The organism is Saccharopolyspora karakumensis, assembly GCF_004349225.1.
Taxonomy (GTDB): domain Bacteria; phylum Actinomycetota; class Actinomycetes; order Mycobacteriales; family Pseudonocardiaceae; genus Saccharopolyspora; species Saccharopolyspora endophytica.
In genome coordinates this window covers 82506-102379 of sequence record NZ_SMLA01000019.1, presented here as the reverse complement: position 1 = coordinate 102379, position 19874 = coordinate 82506, and the positions used below count along the sequence as shown (strand labels likewise).

16 protein-coding genes are annotated in these 19874 nt (G+C 67.6%); 10 read left to right on the top strand and 6 right to left on the bottom strand.

Annotation, left to right across the window (positions count from 1 at the left end; all coding sequences use genetic code 11):
- A partial coding sequence (locus E1202_RS15130) for an adenosylhomocysteinase (RefSeq protein ID WP_132676350.1) occupies positions 1–120 on the bottom strand: 120 nt, incomplete at its 3' end.
- A gap of 1112 nt (positions 121–1232) precedes the next feature.
- Here E1202_RS15130 and E1202_RS15125 point away from each other — a divergent pair.
- The 5 genes from E1202_RS15125 (at position 1233) to E1202_RS15105 (ending at position 9928) form a co-directional block, all read left to right on the top strand.
- Positions 1233–4001 (top strand): sensor domain-containing protein, encoded by a 2769-nt coding sequence (locus tag E1202_RS15125; protein WP_132683726.1) that lies wholly within the window; start codon positions 1233–1235, stop codon positions 3999–4001.
- A 38-nt stretch (positions 4002–4039) separates the two neighbouring features.
- Complete coding sequence (locus E1202_RS15120) at positions 4040–4534, top strand: winged helix-turn-helix transcriptional regulator (RefSeq protein WP_132683724.1); 495 nt, start codon at positions 4040–4042, stop codon at positions 4532–4534.
- Between the two features lie 353 nt (positions 4535–4887).
- The gene (locus E1202_RS15115) at positions 4888–7452 is read left to right on the top strand and encodes an HAD family hydrolase (RefSeq protein ID WP_328590987.1); all 2565 of its coding nucleotides are present in this window, start codon (positions 4888–4890) and stop codon (positions 7450–7452) included.
- On the top strand, positions 7452–8543 hold the full coding sequence (locus tag E1202_RS15110) for a class I SAM-dependent methyltransferase (protein WP_132683721.1): 1092 nt from the start codon (positions 7452–7454) through the stop codon (positions 8541–8543). Before E1202_RS15115 ends, E1202_RS15110 begins: the two co-directional genes overlap by 1 nt.
- On the top strand, positions 8540–9928 hold the full coding sequence (locus E1202_RS15105; RefSeq protein WP_132683720.1) for a glucosyltransferase: 1389 nt from the start codon (positions 8540–8542) through the stop codon (positions 9926–9928). Before E1202_RS15110 ends, E1202_RS15105 begins: the two co-directional genes overlap by 4 nt.
- A gap of 1 nt (position 9929) precedes the next feature.
- Here the strand turns inward: E1202_RS15105 and E1202_RS15100 are convergent, their stop codons facing one another.
- The 3 genes from E1202_RS15100 to E1202_RS15090 form a co-directional block, all read right to left on the bottom strand.
- Positions 9930–10964, bottom strand: a complete 1035-nt coding sequence (locus E1202_RS15100) for an LLM class flavin-dependent oxidoreductase (protein ID WP_132683718.1) — start codon at positions 10962–10964, stop codon at positions 9930–9932.
- Positions 10964–11476: an SRPBCC family protein gene (locus E1202_RS15095; RefSeq protein WP_132683716.1), complete on the bottom strand. Its 513-nt coding sequence runs from the start codon at positions 11474–11476 to the stop codon at positions 10964–10966. Before E1202_RS15095 ends, E1202_RS15100 begins: the two co-directional genes overlap by 1 nt.
- Before the next feature lie 88 nt (positions 11477–11564).
- Entirely contained in the window at positions 11565–12050 is a 486-nt protein-coding gene (locus E1202_RS15090) for an SRPBCC family protein (protein ID WP_132683715.1), read from the bottom strand.
- Positions 12051–12628: 578 nt separating this feature from the next.
- Between E1202_RS15090 and rpiA the strand changes: the two genes are divergently transcribed.
- Positions 12629–13381 (top strand): ribose-5-phosphate isomerase RpiA, encoded by a 753-nt coding sequence (gene rpiA / locus E1202_RS15085; RefSeq protein ID WP_132683713.1) that lies wholly within the window; start codon positions 12629–12631, stop codon positions 13379–13381.
- Between the two features lie 55 nt (positions 13382–13436).
- On the opposite strand, the gene E1202_RS15080 is transcribed toward rpiA, so the two are convergent.
- Together E1202_RS15080 and E1202_RS15075 are read right to left on the bottom strand one after the other, a co-directional pair.
- Complete coding sequence (locus tag E1202_RS15080) at positions 13437–14852, bottom strand: selenium-binding protein SBP56-related protein (RefSeq protein WP_132683711.1); 1416 nt, start codon at positions 14850–14852, stop codon at positions 13437–13439.
- Positions 14853–14954: 102 nt separating this feature from the next.
- Positions 14955–15443 (bottom strand): UDP binding domain-containing protein, encoded by a 489-nt coding sequence (locus E1202_RS15075; protein WP_207918643.1) that lies wholly within the window; start codon positions 15441–15443, stop codon positions 14955–14957.
- Between the two features lie 655 nt (positions 15444–16098).
- On the opposite strand from E1202_RS15075, the gene E1202_RS15070 reads away from it, so the two are divergent.
- The 4 genes from E1202_RS15070 to E1202_RS15055 all read left to right on the top strand — a co-directional run bounded on the left by E1202_RS15070 (position 16099) and on the right by E1202_RS15055 (position 19870).
- Positions 16099–16296: a hypothetical protein gene (locus E1202_RS15070; protein ID WP_132683709.1), complete on the top strand. Its 198-nt coding sequence runs from the start codon at positions 16099–16101 to the stop codon at positions 16294–16296.
- Between the two features lie 420 nt (positions 16297–16716).
- Positions 16717–17838: a Gfo/Idh/MocA family protein gene (locus tag E1202_RS15065; protein ID WP_328590986.1), complete on the top strand. Its 1122-nt coding sequence runs from the start codon at positions 16717–16719 to the stop codon at positions 17836–17838.
- Positions 17835–18935, top strand: coding sequence for a DegT/DnrJ/EryC1/StrS family aminotransferase (locus E1202_RS15060; RefSeq protein ID WP_132683705.1), 1101 nt, complete (start codon positions 17835–17837; stop codon positions 18933–18935). Before E1202_RS15065 ends, E1202_RS15060 begins: the two co-directional genes overlap by 4 nt.
- Positions 18932–19870: a GumC domain-containing protein gene (locus E1202_RS15055; protein ID WP_132683704.1), complete on the top strand. Its 939-nt coding sequence runs from the start codon at positions 18932–18934 to the stop codon at positions 19868–19870. The genes E1202_RS15060 and E1202_RS15055 overlap by 4 nt, the downstream gene beginning before the upstream one ends.
- Positions 19871–19874: the final 4 nt, after the last annotated feature.

The following is a 19874-nucleotide window of genomic DNA, read 5'->3' as shown; positions in this document are numbered from 1 at the left end:
GGCCATCAGACCCGGCATCTCGTGCTCGGCCAACCGAATCTGGTGCCGACCCGCCTCGGCCAAACCCAGATCCTTCACGGCGAACTCCAGGCCGTTGACCTTCTGCAACTTGACGCTCATGACTTCCTCTCGGGTGCAAAGATTCATCGACGATCGAGTCCGATTTGGACTGCTTCGGCGGAGGTGCCGGATGGCGATCGCACGGGGTCGGCGAAGATTCGGCTCAGCACGACCCGGCATCGTCGGCGGTCGGCCGTGATCCCTCTCGCGACATCAAAAAAGGCACCTCCGTCAGGAGGCGCCCTTACCGTGCTGTCCCTTTACCCCGCCGGCCGAGCGTGGCGGACGTGACGTCCGTTGCAGCGCCTCTCAGCCAGCGGTCGCGCTCCTGATCGGAGCGCGTCGAGTCGGTCGAACCCGGCGTGCTCAAAATTCTGGTGACGCCCGGGGCCTTTGTCAAGCTGCCAGGTCGGAGCACCGAACATCACCGGAACAGGTGATACCCGGCGGCCGCACCGTCGTGGCTACCGATGATTCACGCGCGAGCGCGCAAATAACGACGTAGATCCAAGTTTCGTTAAGGACTGAAGGCGGCGCTCGTGACACTTATGGCGGCTTTCGCGAAGTGAACAAGAACCAGGCGCGATCCCGCTGGCACCGCACCACTGTCACGGTTCACCCGCACTGTGCGGTCCCGACCTCGAGATTGCAGTGGAGCCCCACCGCGATGAGCGCGCAGTCGGCCGTCCACGTGATCGACCAGGGCGACGATCCTCTCGAGTCCGCACGAGCCCTTTGGAACCCGCGAAGCCCTGGCTTACGACGACGCAGCGAACGCGCTCTTCATGGACGACGGCATCCGCTTGGATCCGTACGCGGTGTACGGATGACGTTCGACGACACGCTGCCGAAGTTCCTGGAGACCCACCCGGGCCCGGTCGCAGACCGTGCTGGAGCTCGTCGGCCCGCGCCTGGGGAGAGCACGTCGACGCGACCGGTTGGAAGTTCTCCTACGAAGCCTTCACCATCGACAACGAACAGGTGGCCGTCCGGCTGACCGACATCGGTTCTACCGTGGACATCGAGAGGTTCGCGCCGGCTCCCCGCGCCGCGGTTCAGCACCGCTGAACGCGTCGTCCCGCCCGCCCGGCACCGGGCGGGCGGGCGGGGGGTCCGCCGGCACGGAGCCGGCGGGGTGTGGTCGTCGGCGTCCGCCTCGGGAGCGGAGGGCCATGACTGAGAGCGACCGGCTGGAGGGGGCGTCCGGGCTGGACGAGGGGCTCCGCAACCTGGCCTGCGAGGTCAACCGGGCCGCCGCCTGGAGCTACCGGTTCTCCGATGGGGATCTGCGCTGGTCGGCGGGGATGGCGAGTCTGCTGCACGTCGACGAGGGTGATCCGGAGGAGCTCCAGCGCAGGCTGCGGGAGCTCATCGCGCCGCTGGTGCACTCCGCCGAGACCAGGCAGGCGGACGGTTCGCAGTCCGTCGAGGAGCCGTTCCAGACGCCGTCCGGGGAGCGGCGCGCGATCTTCCTGCGCTGCTGCACCACGCTCCACGGTCCCGAGCAGTGCCTGGTCGGGATCGCGGTGGACGTGGCGTACCCGCTGAGCGAGGAGAGCCACGACACCGACATCGCCGACCGCTACCGGCGGCTGATCGAGCTGAACCCGGACGCGGTGTGCGTGCACCAGGACGGCGTCACCGTCTACGTCAACCCCGCCGGGGTGCGGATGATGAACGCCTCCTCCCCCGACGAGATCGTGGGGCACCCCATCACCGAGTTCGTCGCCGAGCACGCGCGAGCGGAGTTGTTCTCGCGGCTGTCGGTGGCCAACGATCCGGGGACGACCACCGAGCCCGCCGAGGCGGAGATGATCCGGGTCGACGGATCGCGGATGCTGGTCGAGTCGATCGCGGTGCGCACCAGCTGGCACGGTCGCCCGGCGTTCCAGGTCATCCTGCGCGACGTCACCGCGCAGCGGGAGGCCGAGGCGGCTCTGCGCTACCAGGCGGCGCTGGTCGAGAACGTCAGCAACGCCATCATCGCCACCACCTGGCAGGGCGTGGTGACCAGCTGGAACCCGGCCGCCGAGACGATCTACGGCTACTCCTCGGCGCAGGCGCGCGGGCGAGAGGTCTCCGAGGTCGTGGGAACCGCGATCGACCCGGCCGCGCTGCTGGCGGTGGGCGGCACCGTCGAGGCCAAGCACCGGCACGCCGACGGGTCACCGGTGCAGGTGCGGATCTCGGCGGCGGAGATGAGCGACGGCTACGTGCTGGTGTGCACCGACGAGACGGCCCGGCGCCGGGCCGAGAAGCGCTACGCGACGGTGGTCAGCCTGCTCGACGAGGGCGTGCTGGTCATCGACGAGGGCGGCAAGGTCGTGATGGCCAACCCGGCGGCCACGTCCATCCTCGGCGCCCAGGAGGAGGACATCGTGGGCACCCGCCCGGAGTCGTGGGTGACCTTCGACGAGGACGGCAACCGGCTCCCGCAGGCACCGTCCCTGCGCACCCGGCTCACCGGTGAGCCGGAGAACCGGCGCGTGGCGCGCTTCGAGCGCTCCGACGGCAGCAGCGTGTGGCTGGCGATCTCGGCGCGGTCGCTGACCGCGGACGACTCGCCGCCGCACCGGACGCTGGTGTCGTTCACCGACATCACCGAGCCGCGCGCGTTCCGCAAGCGACTGGAGCGGGAGGCCACCCACGACCCGCTGACCGGGCTGGCGAACCGGACGATGGTGCTGCGCAGGTTGCAAGCGGCGATGCGCGAGCCCGACCGCACGGTCACGACCGGCGTGATGTTCATCGACCTGGACAAGTTCAAGATCATCAACGATTCGCTGGGCCACGTCGTCGGTGACGAGGTCCTGCGCGTGACCGGTGAACGCCTCCGCACCGTGATGCACTCCGCCGAGCAGGTCGGCAGGCACGGCGGCGACGAGTTCGTGGTGCTGGTGCACGACGAGGACGGCGGCTCATCCCTGGGGACCCTGGCCGACGCGATCCGGCGGCGGCTCACCGAGCCGATCACGGTCGAGGGCAGGCAGCTGCACGTCGACGCCAGCATCGGGATCGTGCTCGTCCCGCCCGACGACCCGCGCACTGCCGAGGACGTGCTGCGCGATGCCGACGTGGCCATGTACGAGGCGAAGACGCGCGGCCGCGGGCGGGCGGCGTTCTTCGACGTGCAGCTGCGCGAACGCCTGCAGCGCTACCTGGAGCTGGAGCAGGACCTGCGCTCGGCGGTGGACCGCGGTGAGCTCTGGGTGGCCTACCAGCCGATCGTGAACCTGCACGCCAACCGCGTCGGCGGGGTCGAGGCGCTGCTGCGCTGGACGCACCCGGTGCACGGCCAGATCTCCCCGGACGAGTTCATCTCGATGGCCGAGGAGAGCGATCTGATCCACCACATCGGGTCCTGGGCGCTGTCCACCGCGATCGAGCAGCTGGCCGAGTTCCGCACGCGTCACGGCCTCGACCTGCAGGTGAAGGCCAACCTCTCGGTGCGCCAGCTGGAGGATCCGGGCCTGCCGGAGACGGTGGACGAGGCGCTGCGCAAATCGGGGCTGTCGGCGAAGTCGTTGTCGCTGGAGCTCACCGAGAGCGCGCTCATGCACGATCCGGCGACCGCCACCCGGATGCTGCAGGAGCTGCGCCGGTACGGAATCCGGCTGGCCATCGACGACTTCGGGACCGGTTACTCGTCGCTGGCGCAGCTGCTGCGGCTTCCGCTGGACTCGCTGAAGATCGACCGGTCGTTCATCGACGGCATCGCCCGCTCCCACGACGCCAAGGCTCTGGTCAACAGCATCATGGCGATGGCCCACGCGGTCGATCTCGCGGTGATCGCCGAGGGCGTGGAGACCGCCGACCAGCTGGAGGTGCTGCGGCGGCTGGGCTGCGACCAGGCGCAGGGCTACTACCTGGGCCGGCCTGCACCGATCGAGGACCTGGCCGCGACCATCGACCTCGCCGACCGGCGCACGCGGATCGAATGACGCGGGTCGCGCGGTGCGACCCGTATATCCTCGAACGCATGCGGCGGACGTCCCTGGCTCACTGGCCCTGTTCGATCGCGCGCGCCCTGGACCTGCTGGGCGACCAGTGGACGCCGCTGGTGCTGCGGGAGGCCTTCTACGGCGTCCGGCGCTTCGACGACTTCCAGTCCTCGCTGGGCATCGCCCGCAACACGCTGACCGAACGATTGCGCCGGCTCGTCGACGAAGGCCTGTTCGACAAGCGCGCCTACCAGGACGATCCACCGCGCTACGACTACGTCCTCACCGACAAGGGCCGCGACTTCTACGGCGTGCTGGCGGCCATGGCGCGCTGGGGCGACCGCTGGCTGTCCGGTGACGAGGGCGCGCCGGTGGTGCTGCACCACCGCACGTGCGGCCACGACACCCACGCCGAGGTGGTCTGCGCGGCCTGCCGCGAGCCGCTGCGGGCCGAGGACACCAGCTCGCACCTCGGCCCCGGCTACCCCTCCCGGCTGGCCGAGCGGCCCGACGTGCGGGCCCGCTTCGGCTGAGCACACAAGAGCTACGGCCGGAGAACTCGAAGTAAATTCTCGAAGATTCTTCTGAACGCGCGGAAATCAGCCCAAAGCATTACACTTTTCAGATTCCGCTAGCGATCGTTCGGGTACTCAATCACCCGAATAGATGCCCAACCGGCGGGTCGCCAATTCCCGTAGCGCGAACGTCGCTAGATTTCTAATCAACAGCAGGTCGCCGAGGAACATGCTTTCGGTGGCTCGGCGACCTCCGCACCTCGCGTCAAAGGAGACGCATTTTGTTGCCTGCGCTTGCGAGCCCTGAGAATGCCGACAGGACACCTGAACTCGAACGGGCACACCGTCTTGTCACCGATGGATCATGCACGGTGCTTTCTTTGGATGTTTTCGATACCGTGCTGTGGCGTCGAGCGCCACGTCCCACGGACGTCTTCGGGATGCTGGGAGCCAAGTTGCGGCGAGCAGGGCAATGTCCGCCCTGGCTCACCGAAGCGACGTTCCGCCTCATACGCATCGAGGCCGAGAAACGCGCCCGCGACGCGAGCGTTTCTGCCTCCGGCGAAGTATCCCTGTTCGACATCTGGCGAGAGATGCCGTTGTCCGTGTTCGGTGGCCTGAACCTCGAAGAATTGGTCGCGGCGGAAGTCCAGCTGGAGCGCGAGGTTACCGTTCCCGACCTGCACATCGCCGAGCTCGTTCACGACGCCGCCAAGAACGACGTGCCGATCGTGTTGGTCTCGGACACCTACTTCACCGCCGACCAGCTTTCCTACCTACTTGATCGCCCGGTTCTGGTGCCGCTAAACAAGGCGAAGGTTTTCCGCTCGCACCAACACGGTCTGCCCAAATCCGGCGGGCTGTTCGAGGTGGTCCTGCAGGAGCTGGGAACCAGACCGGAGCAAGTCGTGCACCTGGGCGACAATCCCGTGGCCGACGACGAAGCACCAGCAGAGCTGGGAATTCGAACCATCCACTACTGCAGGATCGACGACGAGTTCGCTCCGGTCCTGGAGCGCGAGGGCGAGTCGACTGACTCCTTCGCGCCGCTAGACGACAAGGTCCACCCCGACTACGGCGACTGTGGGTTGACCAGCCTGCGCGCCAAGGCCCTGCGGCAAGCTCCCACTGAGGTCGGTGATTCGGCGCGCATCGCATGGCGATTCGGAGCCGGCGTGCTCGGGCCGGTCCTCACGGCCTTCGCCGAGTGGGTCGCTCGACGGGCGCATGAGGCCGGGCACCAGGACTTGTGGTGCCCGATGCGTGAAGGTGAACTGCTCTCCGAGTTGATCAACAACGCAGCTGCCAAGCACGGGTGGGAAGTCACCGCACGACCCATCTGGCTATCGCGTCAAGTCACGTCACTGGCCACGTTGGACTGCTACGACGAGAACTCGGTCGAGGACTTCATCGGGCGCAGCTACCGGTTGACGATCGCGCAACTACTCGCATCACTGCACCTACGCCCGGGTGATGTTCCCGCGCTGGCGGACAAACTCGACATGTCGCTGGACCAGCCCGACCTCCGCAGGCGGGTCACCGTTGCGCTCACCGAGGCTCCGCACCTGAGGAATCGTCTGGCTTCGACCGTGACCGCAGCCCGCGACCGCCTCCTGCGGGCGTTGCGCAAGACCGGGGCGCTCGAATCGCCGGTCCTTCCGCTCGTCGACCTGGGATGGGGCGGCACGATCCAGTACCAGCTCACACGCGTGCTCGAACGCAGCCGCATCGACGTCCGCGCTTCGGGCTTCTACATCGTCACAGACCAGCGATCCGCACGGCTGTCACTCACCGGCGGTAAGGCCGAGGGCTTCCTAGGGCAGAGCGGCCACCCGAGCGAAGTCGTTCAAGCCCTGACGCGCAGCCCTGAGGTCATCGAGCAGTGCGTGAGCGCGCTGTGCGGATCTCTCGTGGACTTCACCGATGACGGGGACCCGGTGCTCGCTCCGACGAACAACAGCCCGGCGCAGGATCTGGAAAGGCGGTCGGCGCAGGAAGGAATTCTTGCCTTCCAGAAGACCTGGAACCAGTACACCAGCATCGACGACGCGCAGCCGTGGCCCGCACTGGACGCTGGTGGCACGGCGCGGCTCGCCGCGATCATGACTGCGGCACTTCGCGCACCCACCTCGGCCGAGGCGACCGTTTTCGGCAACTGGCACCACGAGGACAACTTCGGATCTTCGGTAATCACCAGGATCCTCCCCGCGGACCTGTCGGCAGCAGTGCCGTACATGTCTCCTGGCGACCTCGACGACCTGCACATGCGCGACGCGTTCTGGCCGGGCTTGCTGGCGGCCGGGGACCCCCAGCTTCGAGCAGCGATCACCGCAGTGCACACACGGGCGGTCGATCCGGGCATCTTCGAGATGTCGCACGAGGCCCCGGAAACACGTCTGCGATTCCGCACGGCCGACGACAAATGGCACGAAGGGCCACGGCGGCGTGTGCGCATCAACCACAACGGCCTGTCCTTCGCCAGGCTCGACTTCGCCTCGGACGGTGCGCTCGATGTGTCGCTGGCAGTCCCCGGCCAGCCGGCGATAGTCCGCATCGACTGGATCGAGGTCACTGCGTACGTGAGCGGAGACCCTCGCCAGCGCAAGCTGCGATGGGAGCGTCCGGAGGATTTCGCCGGTCTGGTCTTCGCCGACTGCGCCTGGCTCGGCGGCACGATGGTCGAATTCCACGCTCCACACGGCGCGTTCTGGCTGCCACTGGCCAACCACGCGGGTGGCCCGGTGACATCCGCCCAGATCAACATCGCATTCGCGACGCTTCCGCAGTCGGACTCGGGACTCGCACCACGCATGGCGACCGCACCCGACCTGGTGCGGATGGCAGGCCGGTTGCGCGAGGAATACCGCGCGTCCGGCATGCGCGGAGTGATGTCCGGCGCGGCGCGCGTCGCATACCGCCGTTTGGGAGGCCTCTGATGGACGAGCAAGACCGGATCGTCGCGATGCTCGGGACCCGGCAAGACCCGCACGCACAAGCCAGGGCTGCACGCTCTCAGCCGCTCCTACTGCACTCCCTGACCCTCTTCCGCGAAATCTTCGAGGTTGTGTTCGAGCACCGCCCGATCGCAACCGTCGTTGAGATCGGGGTGGAAACGGGCGAGGTCAGCGGGCTCTATGCCGAGCTCGGCGCCGAGGACGTCTACTGCGTTGAGCCCATCCCGAGCGACGAACTGCGAGCGCACATCGCAGAGAACCCTGCTCTGCACCTCGTGGAACGCCATTCGCCCGTCGCGTTGGCAGAGCTCCCGATCGCCGATCTCTACGTGCTCGACGGCGATCACAACTACGCCACTGTGCGCGCTGAACTCGACTGGATCCTCGAGCACGCTCCCGGAGCGCTCGTCGCCTTCCACGACGTGCTCTGGCCGTGTAGCCGCCGAGATCTCTATTACCAACCAAGCCTGCTGAGGTCTGATCAACGGCATTCCTGCACCGAGGATGGGCCGACAGTTTGGCACGATTGCGTGACCTCGTCCGGGTTCGTTGGGCGTGGTGCGTTCACCAGCGCAGCGCATGCAGGAGGTGAGGAGAACGGCGTCCTCACCGCGATCGAGGACGCGATCGCCTATGACGACAACCGGCGGTTCACGATCGTGCCTGCCGTCTTCGGCCTCGGCCTGCTGCTGCGCGCAGACACCGCCAACGACACCCGTCTACTCGGAGCCCTGCGCCCGTACACGCACTCCCGACTGCTCGCGGCGATGGAGAACAACAGAATCGCTCTCTACACCCGCGTGCTGGCCATGCAGGCCGAGATGGCCGCGCATGCTCAGGAGGCCGACCAGCTCGTGCGCGGCATGGCGGAACGGCGAGACGAGATCGACGAACTCCGTCGCGACAACGAAGCCTTGCGCAAACGCCACGCCCGCGAGATCGGCGAGCTTCGTCGCCGGAACGAAGTCCTCGTCAGGGAACTCGAGGACCAGCGGCGCTTCACCCCAGCGCTGCGGAACCTGGCGGGCGTGAGCGGGGATCTGCTGCGACGCGCGGGAGGACCGTGGAAATGATCGAACGGGTCCTCACCCCGGACCGGCCACACCAGTCATCCGAGGCAGAGGCTCCTACCGATCGTGGCGCGGCCAGGACCCTCGCGTTGAGCGTCGCATGGGTCGTGTGGGCGACCTTCGCCCAGCTCGTGCGTGGACCCGCAACTCGGGCTCCCGACGCCATCTGGGCGGAGGACGCTGCTTTTCTCAACCACGCCATCCACCGAACAGCTTGGGAGAACCTGCTCACGCCGCACGCGGGTTACGTGCAGGTCGTGTGCCGTCTGCTCTCGGATGCAGTGGCGTTGCTGCCACCGTCGTGGATGGCGGTGGGGATCGCGGCGGGCGCCTCCGTGGTGGTGTCCCTGCTCTCGCTCGTGGTGTGGTTTGCCAGCGCATCCGTGCTCTCGTCACCGTGGGCGCGAATGACGGTAACGGCACTGGTCCCGCTGCTGCCGCAGGCGAGCTTCGAAGTGAACGCCACCGGCGCCAACCTGCACTGGTTTCTGGCCTATGCCGCCTTCTGGGTGCTGCTCGCAGCACCCACCTCCATCCGGGGTCAGGTCGTCGGGTCTCTGGTGGTTCTCGTCGCCGCACTCTCGGACCCGTTGACCGCGCTCGTGCTCCCGGCTGCGGTATTGGGTGCGTTCGTACGCCGTCGCCGTTCCTTCATCGTTCCGAGCGTCATGGTCGTCGGCCTGGTCGTTCAGGGAGCGGTCCGCCTGGGCCAGCCACCGCTTCAGTGGGTGAAGTCGGATCCGCACCAACTGCCGTGGATATACGGACTTCGTGTCCTCACCAGTTCTGCAATTGGCGACCGGGAGCTCGGTCTTTTCTACGACACGTTTGGCCTGACCGGTGTCTTGGTCGTTTCCGCCGTTCTCGCCACGTTGTTCCTCAAAATACTGAGCCTGGTGAACCGGGAGACTCGCCTGGTCGCGCTGCTAGCAGCGACGACCTCCGTGGCCTACCTCTGCATTCCGTTGGCGCTGCGGGGAAACGAGGGCTACCTCGATCATGGCCCGCTCTTCCTCAGCGGATCGCGCTACACGATCGTTCCGCTCATGTTTCTGTGGCTCGCCGTCATCGCTGTCGTCGACAAAGTCCTGACACAGCGTGGCCAACCTCACGCATTCCGACTGGCTCCCATCGCAATAACCGCACTCCTGAGCCTCCAACTGGTCGCCAGCGTGGGCGGAGAGACCGTTCGATCACACAGCCCGAGCTGGGAAGACGATGTGCGTCGCGCAGCGGAGACTTGCACGCAGGCACCCCCGACGACCGAGCCGCAGCCGAGGCTGGCATTTGCTGACCACCCAGGCCCCGGCGAGGTTCAGATCGTCGTCGCGCCGAGCGGGCTCGCTATCCCGTGGGGCGTCGTCATGCCCTGTGATCGTTTGCGGTAACTCACAGACCCCGGACCAGGTCCAGGGCTCGCCCCAGGGTGGTGAGGCGCTCGTCCAGGGTGTCGCCCGCGGGGTAGAAGCGGACGGTGTTCACGCCGGTGTCCCGCCAGACCCGCAGCCGCTCGCGGACCACGTCCTCGGTGCCGATCAGCGTGGTGGCCAGCACCATCTCGTCGGTGACCAGCGCGGCGGCGCCCTCGCGGTCGCCGGCCTGCCAGCGTTCGCGCACCGCTGCGGCGGCGTCCTGCCAGCCCTGCCGGGAGTAGGCGCGGTTGTAGAAGTTGGTCGTGGCCGATCCCATGCCGCCCAGCGAGAACGCCAGCCCCTTCTTCCGGCTCGCCAGGACACCGCTCAGCTCGTCGGGGTCGTCGACGAACGCGACCTCGGCGCCCTGGCAGATGTCCAGCTGGTCCCGGGTGCGTCCGGCCTTGGCCAGACCGCTGTCGAGGTGTTCGAAGTAGGCGTCGGCGCCTTCCGGGACGAAGCTGGTGCCCAGCCAGCCGTCGGCGATCTCGCCGGTGAGCTCCAGCATCTTCGGCGAGAGCGTGGCGAGGTGGATGGGGACGTCCACCGGCGGGATCGACACCCGCATCGGCCGGGACTCCCCGGAGCGCGGGATGGTGAAGTGCTCGCCGTTGTGGGAGATCTTCTCGCCGGTGAAGACCTGCCGCACGACCTGCACGGTCTCGCGCATCCGGGCCAGCGGGCGGGCGAAGTCCACGCCGTGCAGCCCCTCGATCACCTGCGGGCCGGAGGCGCCGAGACCGAGGTGGAAGCGTCCTTCGGACAGGTGCGCGAGCGTCATCGCGGCCTGGCCGATCGCGACCGGAGTGCGCGTGCCCAGCTGCATGATCCCGGATCCGAGCAGGATCGTGTCGGTGCGGGCGGTGAGGTAGCCGAGCGTGGAGGGAGCGTCGGAACCCCAGGCCTCGGCGACCCAGCACATGTCCAGGCCGAGCTTCTCGGCTTCGAGGACGAACTCGACGATCTCGCGCCAGTCGCCGCCGGTGCCCTCGATGGTGGTGGCGGTGCGCATCAGGCGCCGGCCTCGGCGAGTTCCTTGATCCCGGCGAGGTTGGCGGTCATACCGCGTTCGAAGTCCCGCAGCCGGACGAAGACGATCTTCTGCTCCTTCTCCGGCATGCGTTCGATGGCCAGGCTCAGGCCGGAAGGCGCCGGGCCCATCCGGACCCACTGGCTCAGCTGCGTGCCGCCGTCGGCGGGGCGCAGGGTGAACCGCCAGGACGCCATCGGGTTCTCGGGGTCGCGCACGGCCCAGCCGAAGACCCGCTGGGGTTCGAACTCGACGACGTGCGAAGTGGTGGTCCACTCCCCCAGCGCCTCGTTGCGGTTGCGGCCGGTGAACCGGGCTCCGAGCGAGGGACCGCGGGCGCCGTCGAGCCACTGCACGTCCTGCAGCTCGTCGCTGATGCGGGCGATCAGCTGCATGTCGGTGACCAGTTCCCACACGCGTTGCGGTGCGGAGTCGATCCAGGTCTCGACCTCGACCGTCGGCCCGTCGGCGTAGCGCGCGCCCGTCCACTCCATGCTCGGCGACCTCCTCGTCGTGCGGCTTTGACCAGTAGGGTTGCGTGATGAAACCCTGGTTGTCAACTACCGGACGACGAGGCTGCCGTCAGTCGGGCTGCGAGATCGAGACCGGCACCGCCACCGGCGGAGCGACGACCTGGCGAGAACCCTCCAGCACGCGCTTGATGACGGTCACCACGTCCCGGCCGGGCTTGGAGCAGGTGAACGCGGCGCGAGCGTGCTCGCTGATCGCGGCGTGCGCGGACACCTCGATCTCCATGTGCCGGAAGACGTGGGTCATGCCCTCGACCTCGGAGAAGCTGTAGGTGATGGTCACCGAGGACGCGTCATCGACACCCTGGGACCGGACGATCCAGCGGCGACCCGGTTCGGCTTCCAGTATCGCCCAGTCCTCGCCGCGCGGCTCCCGCCACGTCGTGCCCGCGGGCTGCCTGCCCCGGGGCACGAGTGTCCAACCTGGATCGGTCACCGGCCGACCGTCCTCCCAGTTCGCCGGATCGGTGATGTAGCTGTAGACGTCCATGGCCGGGCACTCGATGTCGGTCTCGGCCATCGTCGAATAGAAGGGCATGGCTCAGGCGTCCTTCCACTCAATTTCCCCCTGGGGCGCCCCGCTACCGGATTACCCCCACCGGGACCATTGTTGGGCCCGAAAGGGAATCAGCAACTCGATCGGAACCCGGTGATCGCCCCACAGGCACGACATCGGGCGACAGCGGTGGCGGAGAACACACCTGCGGACACCTCCGAAAATCCGTGCTACGTAGCCGCTTTCGCGATCGCTCCCTCCGAATCGGACACCGGCTGTTCGAGGTTCCCGCCGAGGTCGCCGGAGCCTACCGAACGCGGCGATCCCGGCAAGATCGCGAGCATGCTTCAGGTTGCCCTCGACGCGGCCCTGACCCGCAGGTTCATTGCGCTGGCAACATCATCACCGGACCCCGCCGCCGTCACCCGATAGGTGGGCGTTTCCAGATCGATTCCGAAGTCCGCGACGGGGTCCGTCGCGGAGCCGGTGACGCGCGGAGACCGCCGTCAGGAGCGACCCCGCAACCGCCCGCGACCAGCGCATGTACCGTGACTGGCGAACCCACCGGCCGGCCCGCCGGGTGGTGATCCGCTGGAGCGTCCACAGGAGACTTACGACCGATGCAACCGAGTAACGAGCAGGACCGCGCGAAGTGGGCCGCGGGTACGGCCGTCATCGACGCCTACATCCGCGACGGCATGAAGCTCGGCCTGGGCTCGGGCACGACCTCGCACTGGTTCGTCCGCGCGCTGGGCGAAGCCGTGTCGAACGGCCTCACCGTGGTGGGCGTGCCCACCTCGACCGGCACTCGTGACCTGGCGCTCGAGGTCGGCGTGCCGCTGACCACGCTCGCCGAGGTCGGCCGGCTGGACCTCACCGTCGACGGCGCCGACGAGATCGACCCCGCAGGCCACATGATCAAGGGCGGCGGCGCCTGCCTGCTGTGGGAGCGCATCATCGCCGACACCTCGAACAAGATGGTGTGCGTGGTCGACGAGGGCAAGGTCGTCGACCAGCTCGGCAAGTTCCCGCTGCCCATCGAGGTCGTGCAGTACGAGTGGCAGGCCACCGAGCGCGCCATCAGCGCGCTGCTCGACGAGCTGGGCCAGCCCGGCGTGAAGCTGACCCGCCGCGAGAAGGACGGCGGCCCGCTGGTCACCGACAGCGGCAACTTCATCGTCGACGCCCACATCGAGGCGATCAAGGACCCGATCGCGCTGGACTCGCAGCTCAACTGGATCCCCGGCGTGGTGGAGAACGGCCTGTTCACCGGCATCGCCGCGGAGGTCGTGATCGGCCGCGCGGACGGCAGCCACGAGATCCGCGACGTCTCGGCGACCCCGTCGGCCCGCCCGTCGACCCGCGGTCGCTGACAGTCATCACTCGTTCGAGGGGCCGTGAGCGCTGCTCACGGCCCCTCGTCGCGTTTCAGAACCCCGCGTAGCAGTAGGAGTCCGAGGAAGCGTCGCCACCTTGGAGCCGGACCTGGTGGGCTCGACGACCTCGGAAGTCCTCGCCGTGGGGGAAGAACTCCTCCTCGACCGTCAGGCCGCCGCGGTGCGGGTCGGTGGTGAGCTTGGCCATCCACGCGCCGACGCCGTCGGGGTAGAACTGGTCGTCCCACGACCCGTAGAGCGAGTTGGTCAGGTAGATCCGCGCCCCGTCCCGGCTGACCTCGACCATCTGCGGTCCGCCCGCCAGCGGCCGGTCGGGCGCCGACGGGTGCGGGACCCGGCCGACGATCCCGCCGAGACGCACCGACCCGGCTTCGCGAGGCGCCGCGGGGTCGCTGACGTCGTACTGCTTGAGCTCGCCGGTCCCCCAGCACGAGACGTAGAGGAAGCGGTCGTCGACGGAGAGGTTGATGTCGGTGACCAGCGGCGGAACGGCGCCGAAGGGCTTGAGCGCGGGGGGTAGGAGTTCGGCGTCGGCGGGTTCGGCGGGGATGGTGATGACCTTGTCCGCCGTCCACTGATCGCCGTCGCGCCGCCAGCGCCACACCGAGGCGGACAGGTCTTCGGTGCTGATCACCACGCCGGCGAAGCCCCAGGTGGCGTTCGGGTCGTGCGAGGGCCGCAGCTCCAGCACCATCTGCTGCTCGGCGCCGAGGTCCACCCGCTGCAGGTGCTTGCCCTCGGCGAGGTCCCAGAAGTGCAGGGCGTGGCCGTACTCGTTGGCGAGCAGCAGTTCGGGCACCACGCCGTCCTCGACCATCGAGGGCGTGCCCCACTCGCTGGTGATCAGCGTGTTCTGGTTGAGGTGCCACCAGGCGTCGTAGGCGAGTCGCTGCGGGCCACGGTCGGTCTCCCACGCCCGCACGACCTCGAAGGTGTCGTGGTCGAGCACCGCGATCCCGCCCGGTCCCCCGTCACCGTCGGCGGAGCCCAGGCAGGACAGGTAGATGCCGTCCGGTCCGCAGTGCAGCGTGTGCGGACGCGAGTACCCGGCGCGGTCGGCGAGCTCGTCGGCGGTGATGGTGCGGATCAGGCGCGGCTGCTTCGGGTCCGGGTGGGTGTCGTAGACGTGCAGGTTCGAGGAGCGCAGGCCGGGCAGCAGCAGGTACCGGCGTTGCAGGCCGTCGGTGTGGTGACCGGCGTGGGCGAAGGCGCTGCTGCAGGCGTTCCAGCCGAAGTGGTGGAGCTCGTCACCCTTGGTCGGCAGCTCCGCCCATCCGACGATCTGCCCTTGCTGGGCCGATCCCGGGTCGGTGTCGATGACGGCGAGGGCATCGGGTTGTTCGGCCGCGCGGTCGAAGGTGACCACGTAGGCCAGCTTCTCCGGTGGTGCGGCGATCGCGTCGGCGGGACAGCGGTAGAAGGTCGGATCGACCGCGGCATGGCTCATCTCGTCCTCCTCGGGAGATGGCGTTCAGTCGCTCCAGCATGGTCCCGCACTCCCACCTCGGCGACCGTGTCCGCATCCCAGGACGCCGCAGGTCGGGTGGTTCTACAGGCGGGCGCAGCGCAGCTCTGGGCCGAGCCGGTAGGTGGTGTCCAGGACCGCGTTCTGGCCGCCCAACCAGGACGGATCCTGCCCGGGGTGCACGGTGTGCACGATGACCAGGTCCCACTCCTGGGACTCCACCTGGTCACTCGACTGCAACGCGGTTTCACCCAGGCGGACGGTGGGAACGTGCGGATCGGCGTAGGTGACGTCGACTCCGAGGCCCGCCAGTTCGGTCATGATCTCCAGGGCCGGGGATTCGCGAACGTCGGCGACGCCAGGTTTGTAGGCCACGCCCAGGACCAGGACCTGAGCTCCCGTGACGCGCTTGCCGCGATCGGCGAGCAGCTGCCTGGCGCGGTCCACGACCCGACGCGGCCGGGCCGCGATCGAACCCATCGCGGCGTTCATCACCGCCTCGGCCCGGCGACCGCACTCCTCGGTCACCCCACCCACCACGCGCGGGGTCGCGTACCGTCCTTCCCCGCTCACGCCGGGATCGACATGTTCCGGACTGAAAGCGACGTGAACGTCCTCGCCGCCCGCTGGCATGGGCACTGCAATCACCACGAACATCGCGTCGCTGATCGCCGCGACGTGAGAGGTCAGCTCCAACCGGCCACGAGCGAGCGCGCGCTCGAATCGCGCATGTTCAGGCGTGGCCGGCTCTGCTCCCTGGTCTTGCGCACCAGCCGCCTGTTCTCATCGATGTTCACACCGGTCCCCACGCCTCCAGATTCAACGAGTGACAATGCGTTCCGCAGAACGACTTCACCCGAACCCACGACCACAGCGTGAACCAACTCCGACTCCTCCACGAGTCGTGCTGCTGAACTCGCCCGTGTCCCAGTCATTTTCGCTGCACTCATGATTGCGGATCCCTCTGCTCTCGTGCATCGGGTTTGCGAGCACACTGCCTTCAGCGCCACCAGGGCCGGCACTGGGCAGCTCTACCGGCGCTTCGTTCAACGCTGAGGACCGCCGATGATGGCGGCCCCGACAGGGCCTGCCGGAAGAGTGCACCAACGTGGTGCCACATACCAGGGGCCAAAGGCCCGAGCCAGGACTTCCTCCCCCTCCCCGAGGGAAGCGGGGAGTGAACAATCGAGGAAATGAGTTCGTGATCGGACCCGCACAAGGAGGTCCCATGAATCAGCAACAGTGGGATCGTCACGACATCGCCGCCTATTTGGGAATCCGGGTCGGATCGGTGAACGCTTGGCTAGCCCGGCACAGGATCAGTCCGGTTGCGCGGCGACCTGCCGGTCGCGGCGCGCTGGCGAACCTCTACGACGCCGACGAGATCAAACGCATCCGGAAAGCCGGTCGCGACCAGCGGCACTGAGCGGTAGTACACGATCACATCCGCCAACCCAGCTCCACACGACGACGTCCCTCGACGCGCCCGGTCACGGCCACGGCCACGGCCGGACGTACGGCGTCGACTTCGCCGCCTGGTTGCGGGCCGCACCGCGCACAGCGGGCCGCCAGATCTTGAACACAAGAGAACGATTTTGCTCCGTTTCCCCGCTGTCGCCACACCTTTCAATCGCTTACGTCCCCCATTCCGCGTGTCGGTACGGCTGCGGCCCTCAGGCCCCGTCAACCAAAGCCCGGGCAGCCCCGACGTTTCCTCAGCGGGCGCTGGTTGTGTCCGCCTGCCCGTCCGTTGTGGGGAGCCGCAGGGACTTTTGACACTAGGACGACGCACCAACCTGTTCCACGCTTCGGTAGCGCTATCACAACCTGTCGAAGGACACGTGAAATGAGTTGCAGTACCGACTCGAATGGGGGCGGGATGAGTCATCAACACACGCGCTTGGCCGTAGTCGGGTATGGGTACTGGGGTGCCAAGCACGCACGCGTGTTGAGCAGCGTTCCGGGAGTCGACCTCGTCGTGGTCGACAATGATCCGGAGCGCAGGGCAGAGGCCCAGCGCGGTTGCCCCAATGCGGACATCACGGGAAATCTCGCCGAGGTGCTCGACTTCGTCGACGGCGTCGTGGTCGCCACTCCACCTAGGACGCACGGTGACATCGCACATCGCGCACTGCGCTTGGGCAAACCCGTCCTGGTCGAGAAGCCGCTGGCGACGTCCACATCGGTGGCGAGGTCGCTCATCGACACCGCGGCCGAGCACGGTGCCCGGCTGATGGTCGGCCATACCTTCGAGTACAACGCGGCGGTGTGGAAGCTGCGAGAGGTGATCAATTCTGGTGAGCTCGGACGAGTTCTCTACATAGATACAGCTCGGCTCAATCTAGGAATCTATCAAAACGATGTCGATGTGATCTGGGATCTGGCTCCGCACGATCTGTCGATCATCTCGTTCCTCATGGGGGAACGGCCCGTTTCGGTTGCGGCCTGGGCACATCGCAGCCTCGGCGCGCGACATGCCGACGTCGCGTACTTGCGTCTGCAGCTCGAGCGGTCCCTTGTTCCGGCCTTCGTGCACGTGAGCTGGCTGAACCCGCAGAAGGTCCGGCGCGTGACCGTCGTCGGCGACCGCAAGATGGCTGTCTACGACGACCTGCTCGACGAGGACCGGATCCGGATCTATGACATCGGGGTGGATTCCAACGATCCCGGCGAGCCGGTGGACACGCCGGCGATGCCGGTCACCTACCGCACGGGCGACATCGTTTCACCGCACGTCGTGCTCCGGGAGCCGCTCTGGGTTCAGGACACTCACTTCCTCGACTGCGTACGCACAGGCGCGCGGCCGCTAACACCAGGAGCGAGCGGACTCGACGTGGTCCGGGTACTCAGCGCCTCCGATGTGGCCCGCAAGAGTGGGCGCGAAGTCCCGGTTCACGACGAGCATGGCGTCGTCGACGGCCGACAGGTCACGTTCGCGCACACCAAATTCACTGGGACACCATCATGAACGACTTGATTCGCTTCCTGGATGTCGCCGGCGTCAACTCGGATGTTCGTGAGGAGCTCGACATCGCGTGGAAGTCTGTGTTGCAGCACGGGCGATTCGTGGGCGGACCGGAGGTCGAGCTGTTCGAAGAACAGTTCGCGAGCTACTGCGAGGCCTCCGCGTGTGTCGGTGTCGGCAACGGGACCGACGCGCTGCAACTGATCCTGACCGCGCTGTCGATCGGGGCCGGTGACGAGGTGATCGTCCCGGCCAACACCTTCGCCGCCACGGCCGAGGCGGTCTGCTCGGCAGGTGCCCGACCGCGGTTCGTTGACGTCGATCCCGGAACGCTGCTCATCGATCCCGCTGCGGCGGACGCGGCAGTGAACTCGCGGACAGCAGCGATCGTCGGGGTGCACCTCTTCGGTCAGATGATCGACGTGCCCCGCGTAGCGGCCGTGGCCCGAAGGCACGGGCTTGCGCTGCTCGAAGATGCCGCACAAGCGCACGGCGCCCGGTACGCCGGCCACCGGGCAGGGAGCGTCGGCACAGCAGCGGCCTTCAGCTTCTACCCGGGCAAGAACCTCGGAGCGCTCGGAGACGCGGGAGCCGTTGTTACGCAGGATCGTTCGATCGCTGACAGAGTGCGTCGGCTCGGGAACCACGGCTGCTCACCGACGAACCGTCATGTGCACCGCGAACGTGGCCGCAACAGCCGACTCGACAGCATCCAGGCGGCAGCACTGTCGGCCAAACTGCCGAAACTGGATGACGAGAACCGACGACGCTCGGCGTTGATGGAGGCCTACGCGGCGCTGCTGCCATCCTCCTACGTCCCGGTCGCCGTATCACCCGCGGCGCAGTCCGCGCACCACCTGGCCGTCGTGCGGACCGCACAACGGGAGCGCGCCGTGTCCGCACTGAACTCCGCTGCGATCGGGTGGGGCGTGCACTACCCGGTTCCCTGCCACCTGCAGCCCGCTTTCTCCGCGTTTCGCGAGCGCTTGCCGACGGTCGAGACGGCCGCCCGGCAGATTCTTTCCCTGCCGATCTCACCGACGTTGGGTGAAGCCGACGTCGCACGAATCTGTGATGTATTGCGAGGTGTCACCTCATGACCAACACCGGATCCGATCAAGGACAGCCGCGGGCCGAACCGGACGGGAATGCGAACCAGTCGTCCATCGAACGCTGGCATCGTTACGAGCCCTGGGGGGCGGGCCCGACACGGGTACCAACCCGGGACCGCGACACCGCCGCGCACAGCATCTTTCGCCTGATCGCCCCTCGTCGCCTGTTCTCGTTGGTTCTTGCGATAGTGCTGCTCGGCGCAGCCGCCGGATATGTCGGTGCCCTGCTGTCGCCGAAGGAGTACGCGGCCCGCGCGGAGATCCTCTACGAGATCAGCACGGAGAAGCCGACGGGCTTCCTGCGAGAGGACCGCAGCCTGACCACCCAGCTGGTCACCCTCCGCAGCAGGCAGGTGCTCGCGCCGGTCGCCATCGCCAATGGTGTCCCCGTCGAGCAACTCGAGAAGCAGGTCACCATCTCACTGCTGGACAGCAGCGAGATCATCCAGGTGGAGGCCCGGGCAGGGGATCGTGACACCGCGCAGAACCTGACTCGCAGCATCCTCGACCGCTATCGGCAGGTCGTGCTGACCCAAGATGGCAGCGGGGCGACGGACTACCTGAACACGCAGCTGAGCCAGGTGCAGGACGGACTCGCCAAGGCCCGCACGGAGCTGGAACGCCAGCGCGCTCGACAGGCCTACGGCGCGATCGGGACCTCGGAACTGGCGTCTGCCGAGGCCCAGGTGCAGAGTCTTAGTGATCGGGAGCAGAACCTGCGGCGGCAGCTCGACGAGCTCACGGTCGCAGGTATGGACGCGCCCCGTACCGAGGTCGTCGTTCCTCCGTACGGCGTGCATGACCCGGTAAGCCCACGGCCCGGCTTCGCGGTCGCCTCCGGCGCGCTCGCGGCCTTCGTTGTCGCGACGTTGACGGTCGTGGTGCTCGTTCACAGGCGCTCGAGGATGAGCGGGGCCGAGTAGTGTT

Bases quoted from the DNA above. Each gene is read 5' to 3' on its own strand.
- E1202_RS15125 (WP_132683726.1), top strand. From the start codon at position 1,233: ATGACTGAGAGCGACCGGCTGGAGGGGGCGTCCGGGCTGGACGAGGGG.
- E1202_RS15120 (WP_132683724.1), top strand. From the start codon at position 4,040: ATGCGGCGGACGTCCCTGGCTCACTGGCCCTGTTCGATCGCGCGCGCC.
- E1202_RS15110 (WP_132683721.1), top strand. From the start codon at position 7,452: ATGGACGAGCAAGACCGGATCGTCGCGATGCTCGGGACCCGGCAAGAC.
- E1202_RS15105 (WP_132683720.1), top strand. From the start codon at position 8,540: ATGATCGAACGGGTCCTCACCCCGGACCGGCCACACCAGTCATCCGAG.
- E1202_RS15100 (WP_132683718.1), bottom strand. From the start codon at position 10,964: ATGCGCACCGCCACCACCATCGAGGGCACCGGCGGCGACTGGCGCGAG.
- E1202_RS15095 (WP_132683716.1), bottom strand. From the start codon at position 11,476: ATGGAGTGGACGGGCGCGCGCTACGCCGACGGGCCGACGGTCGAGGTC.
- E1202_RS15090 (WP_132683715.1), bottom strand. From the start codon at position 12,050: ATGCCCTTCTATTCGACGATGGCCGAGACCGACATCGAGTGCCCGGCC.
- rpiA (WP_132683713.1), top strand. From the start codon at position 12,629: ATGCAACCGAGTAACGAGCAGGACCGCGCGAAGTGGGCCGCGGGTACG.
- E1202_RS15080 (WP_132683711.1), bottom strand. From the start codon at position 14,852: ATGAGCCATGCCGCGGTCGATCCGACCTTCTACCGCTGTCCCGCCGAC.
- E1202_RS15070 (WP_132683709.1), top strand. From the start codon at position 16,099: ATGAATCAGCAACAGTGGGATCGTCACGACATCGCCGCCTATTTGGGA.
- E1202_RS15065 (WP_328590986.1), top strand. From the start codon at position 16,717: ATGAGTTGCAGTACCGACTCGAATGGGGGCGGGATGAGTCATCAACAC.
- E1202_RS15060 (WP_132683705.1), top strand. From the start codon at position 17,835: ATGAACGACTTGATTCGCTTCCTGGATGTCGCCGGCGTCAACTCGGAT.
- E1202_RS15055 (WP_132683704.1), top strand. From the start codon at position 18,932: ATGACCAACACCGGATCCGATCAAGGACAGCCGCGGGCCGAACCGGAC.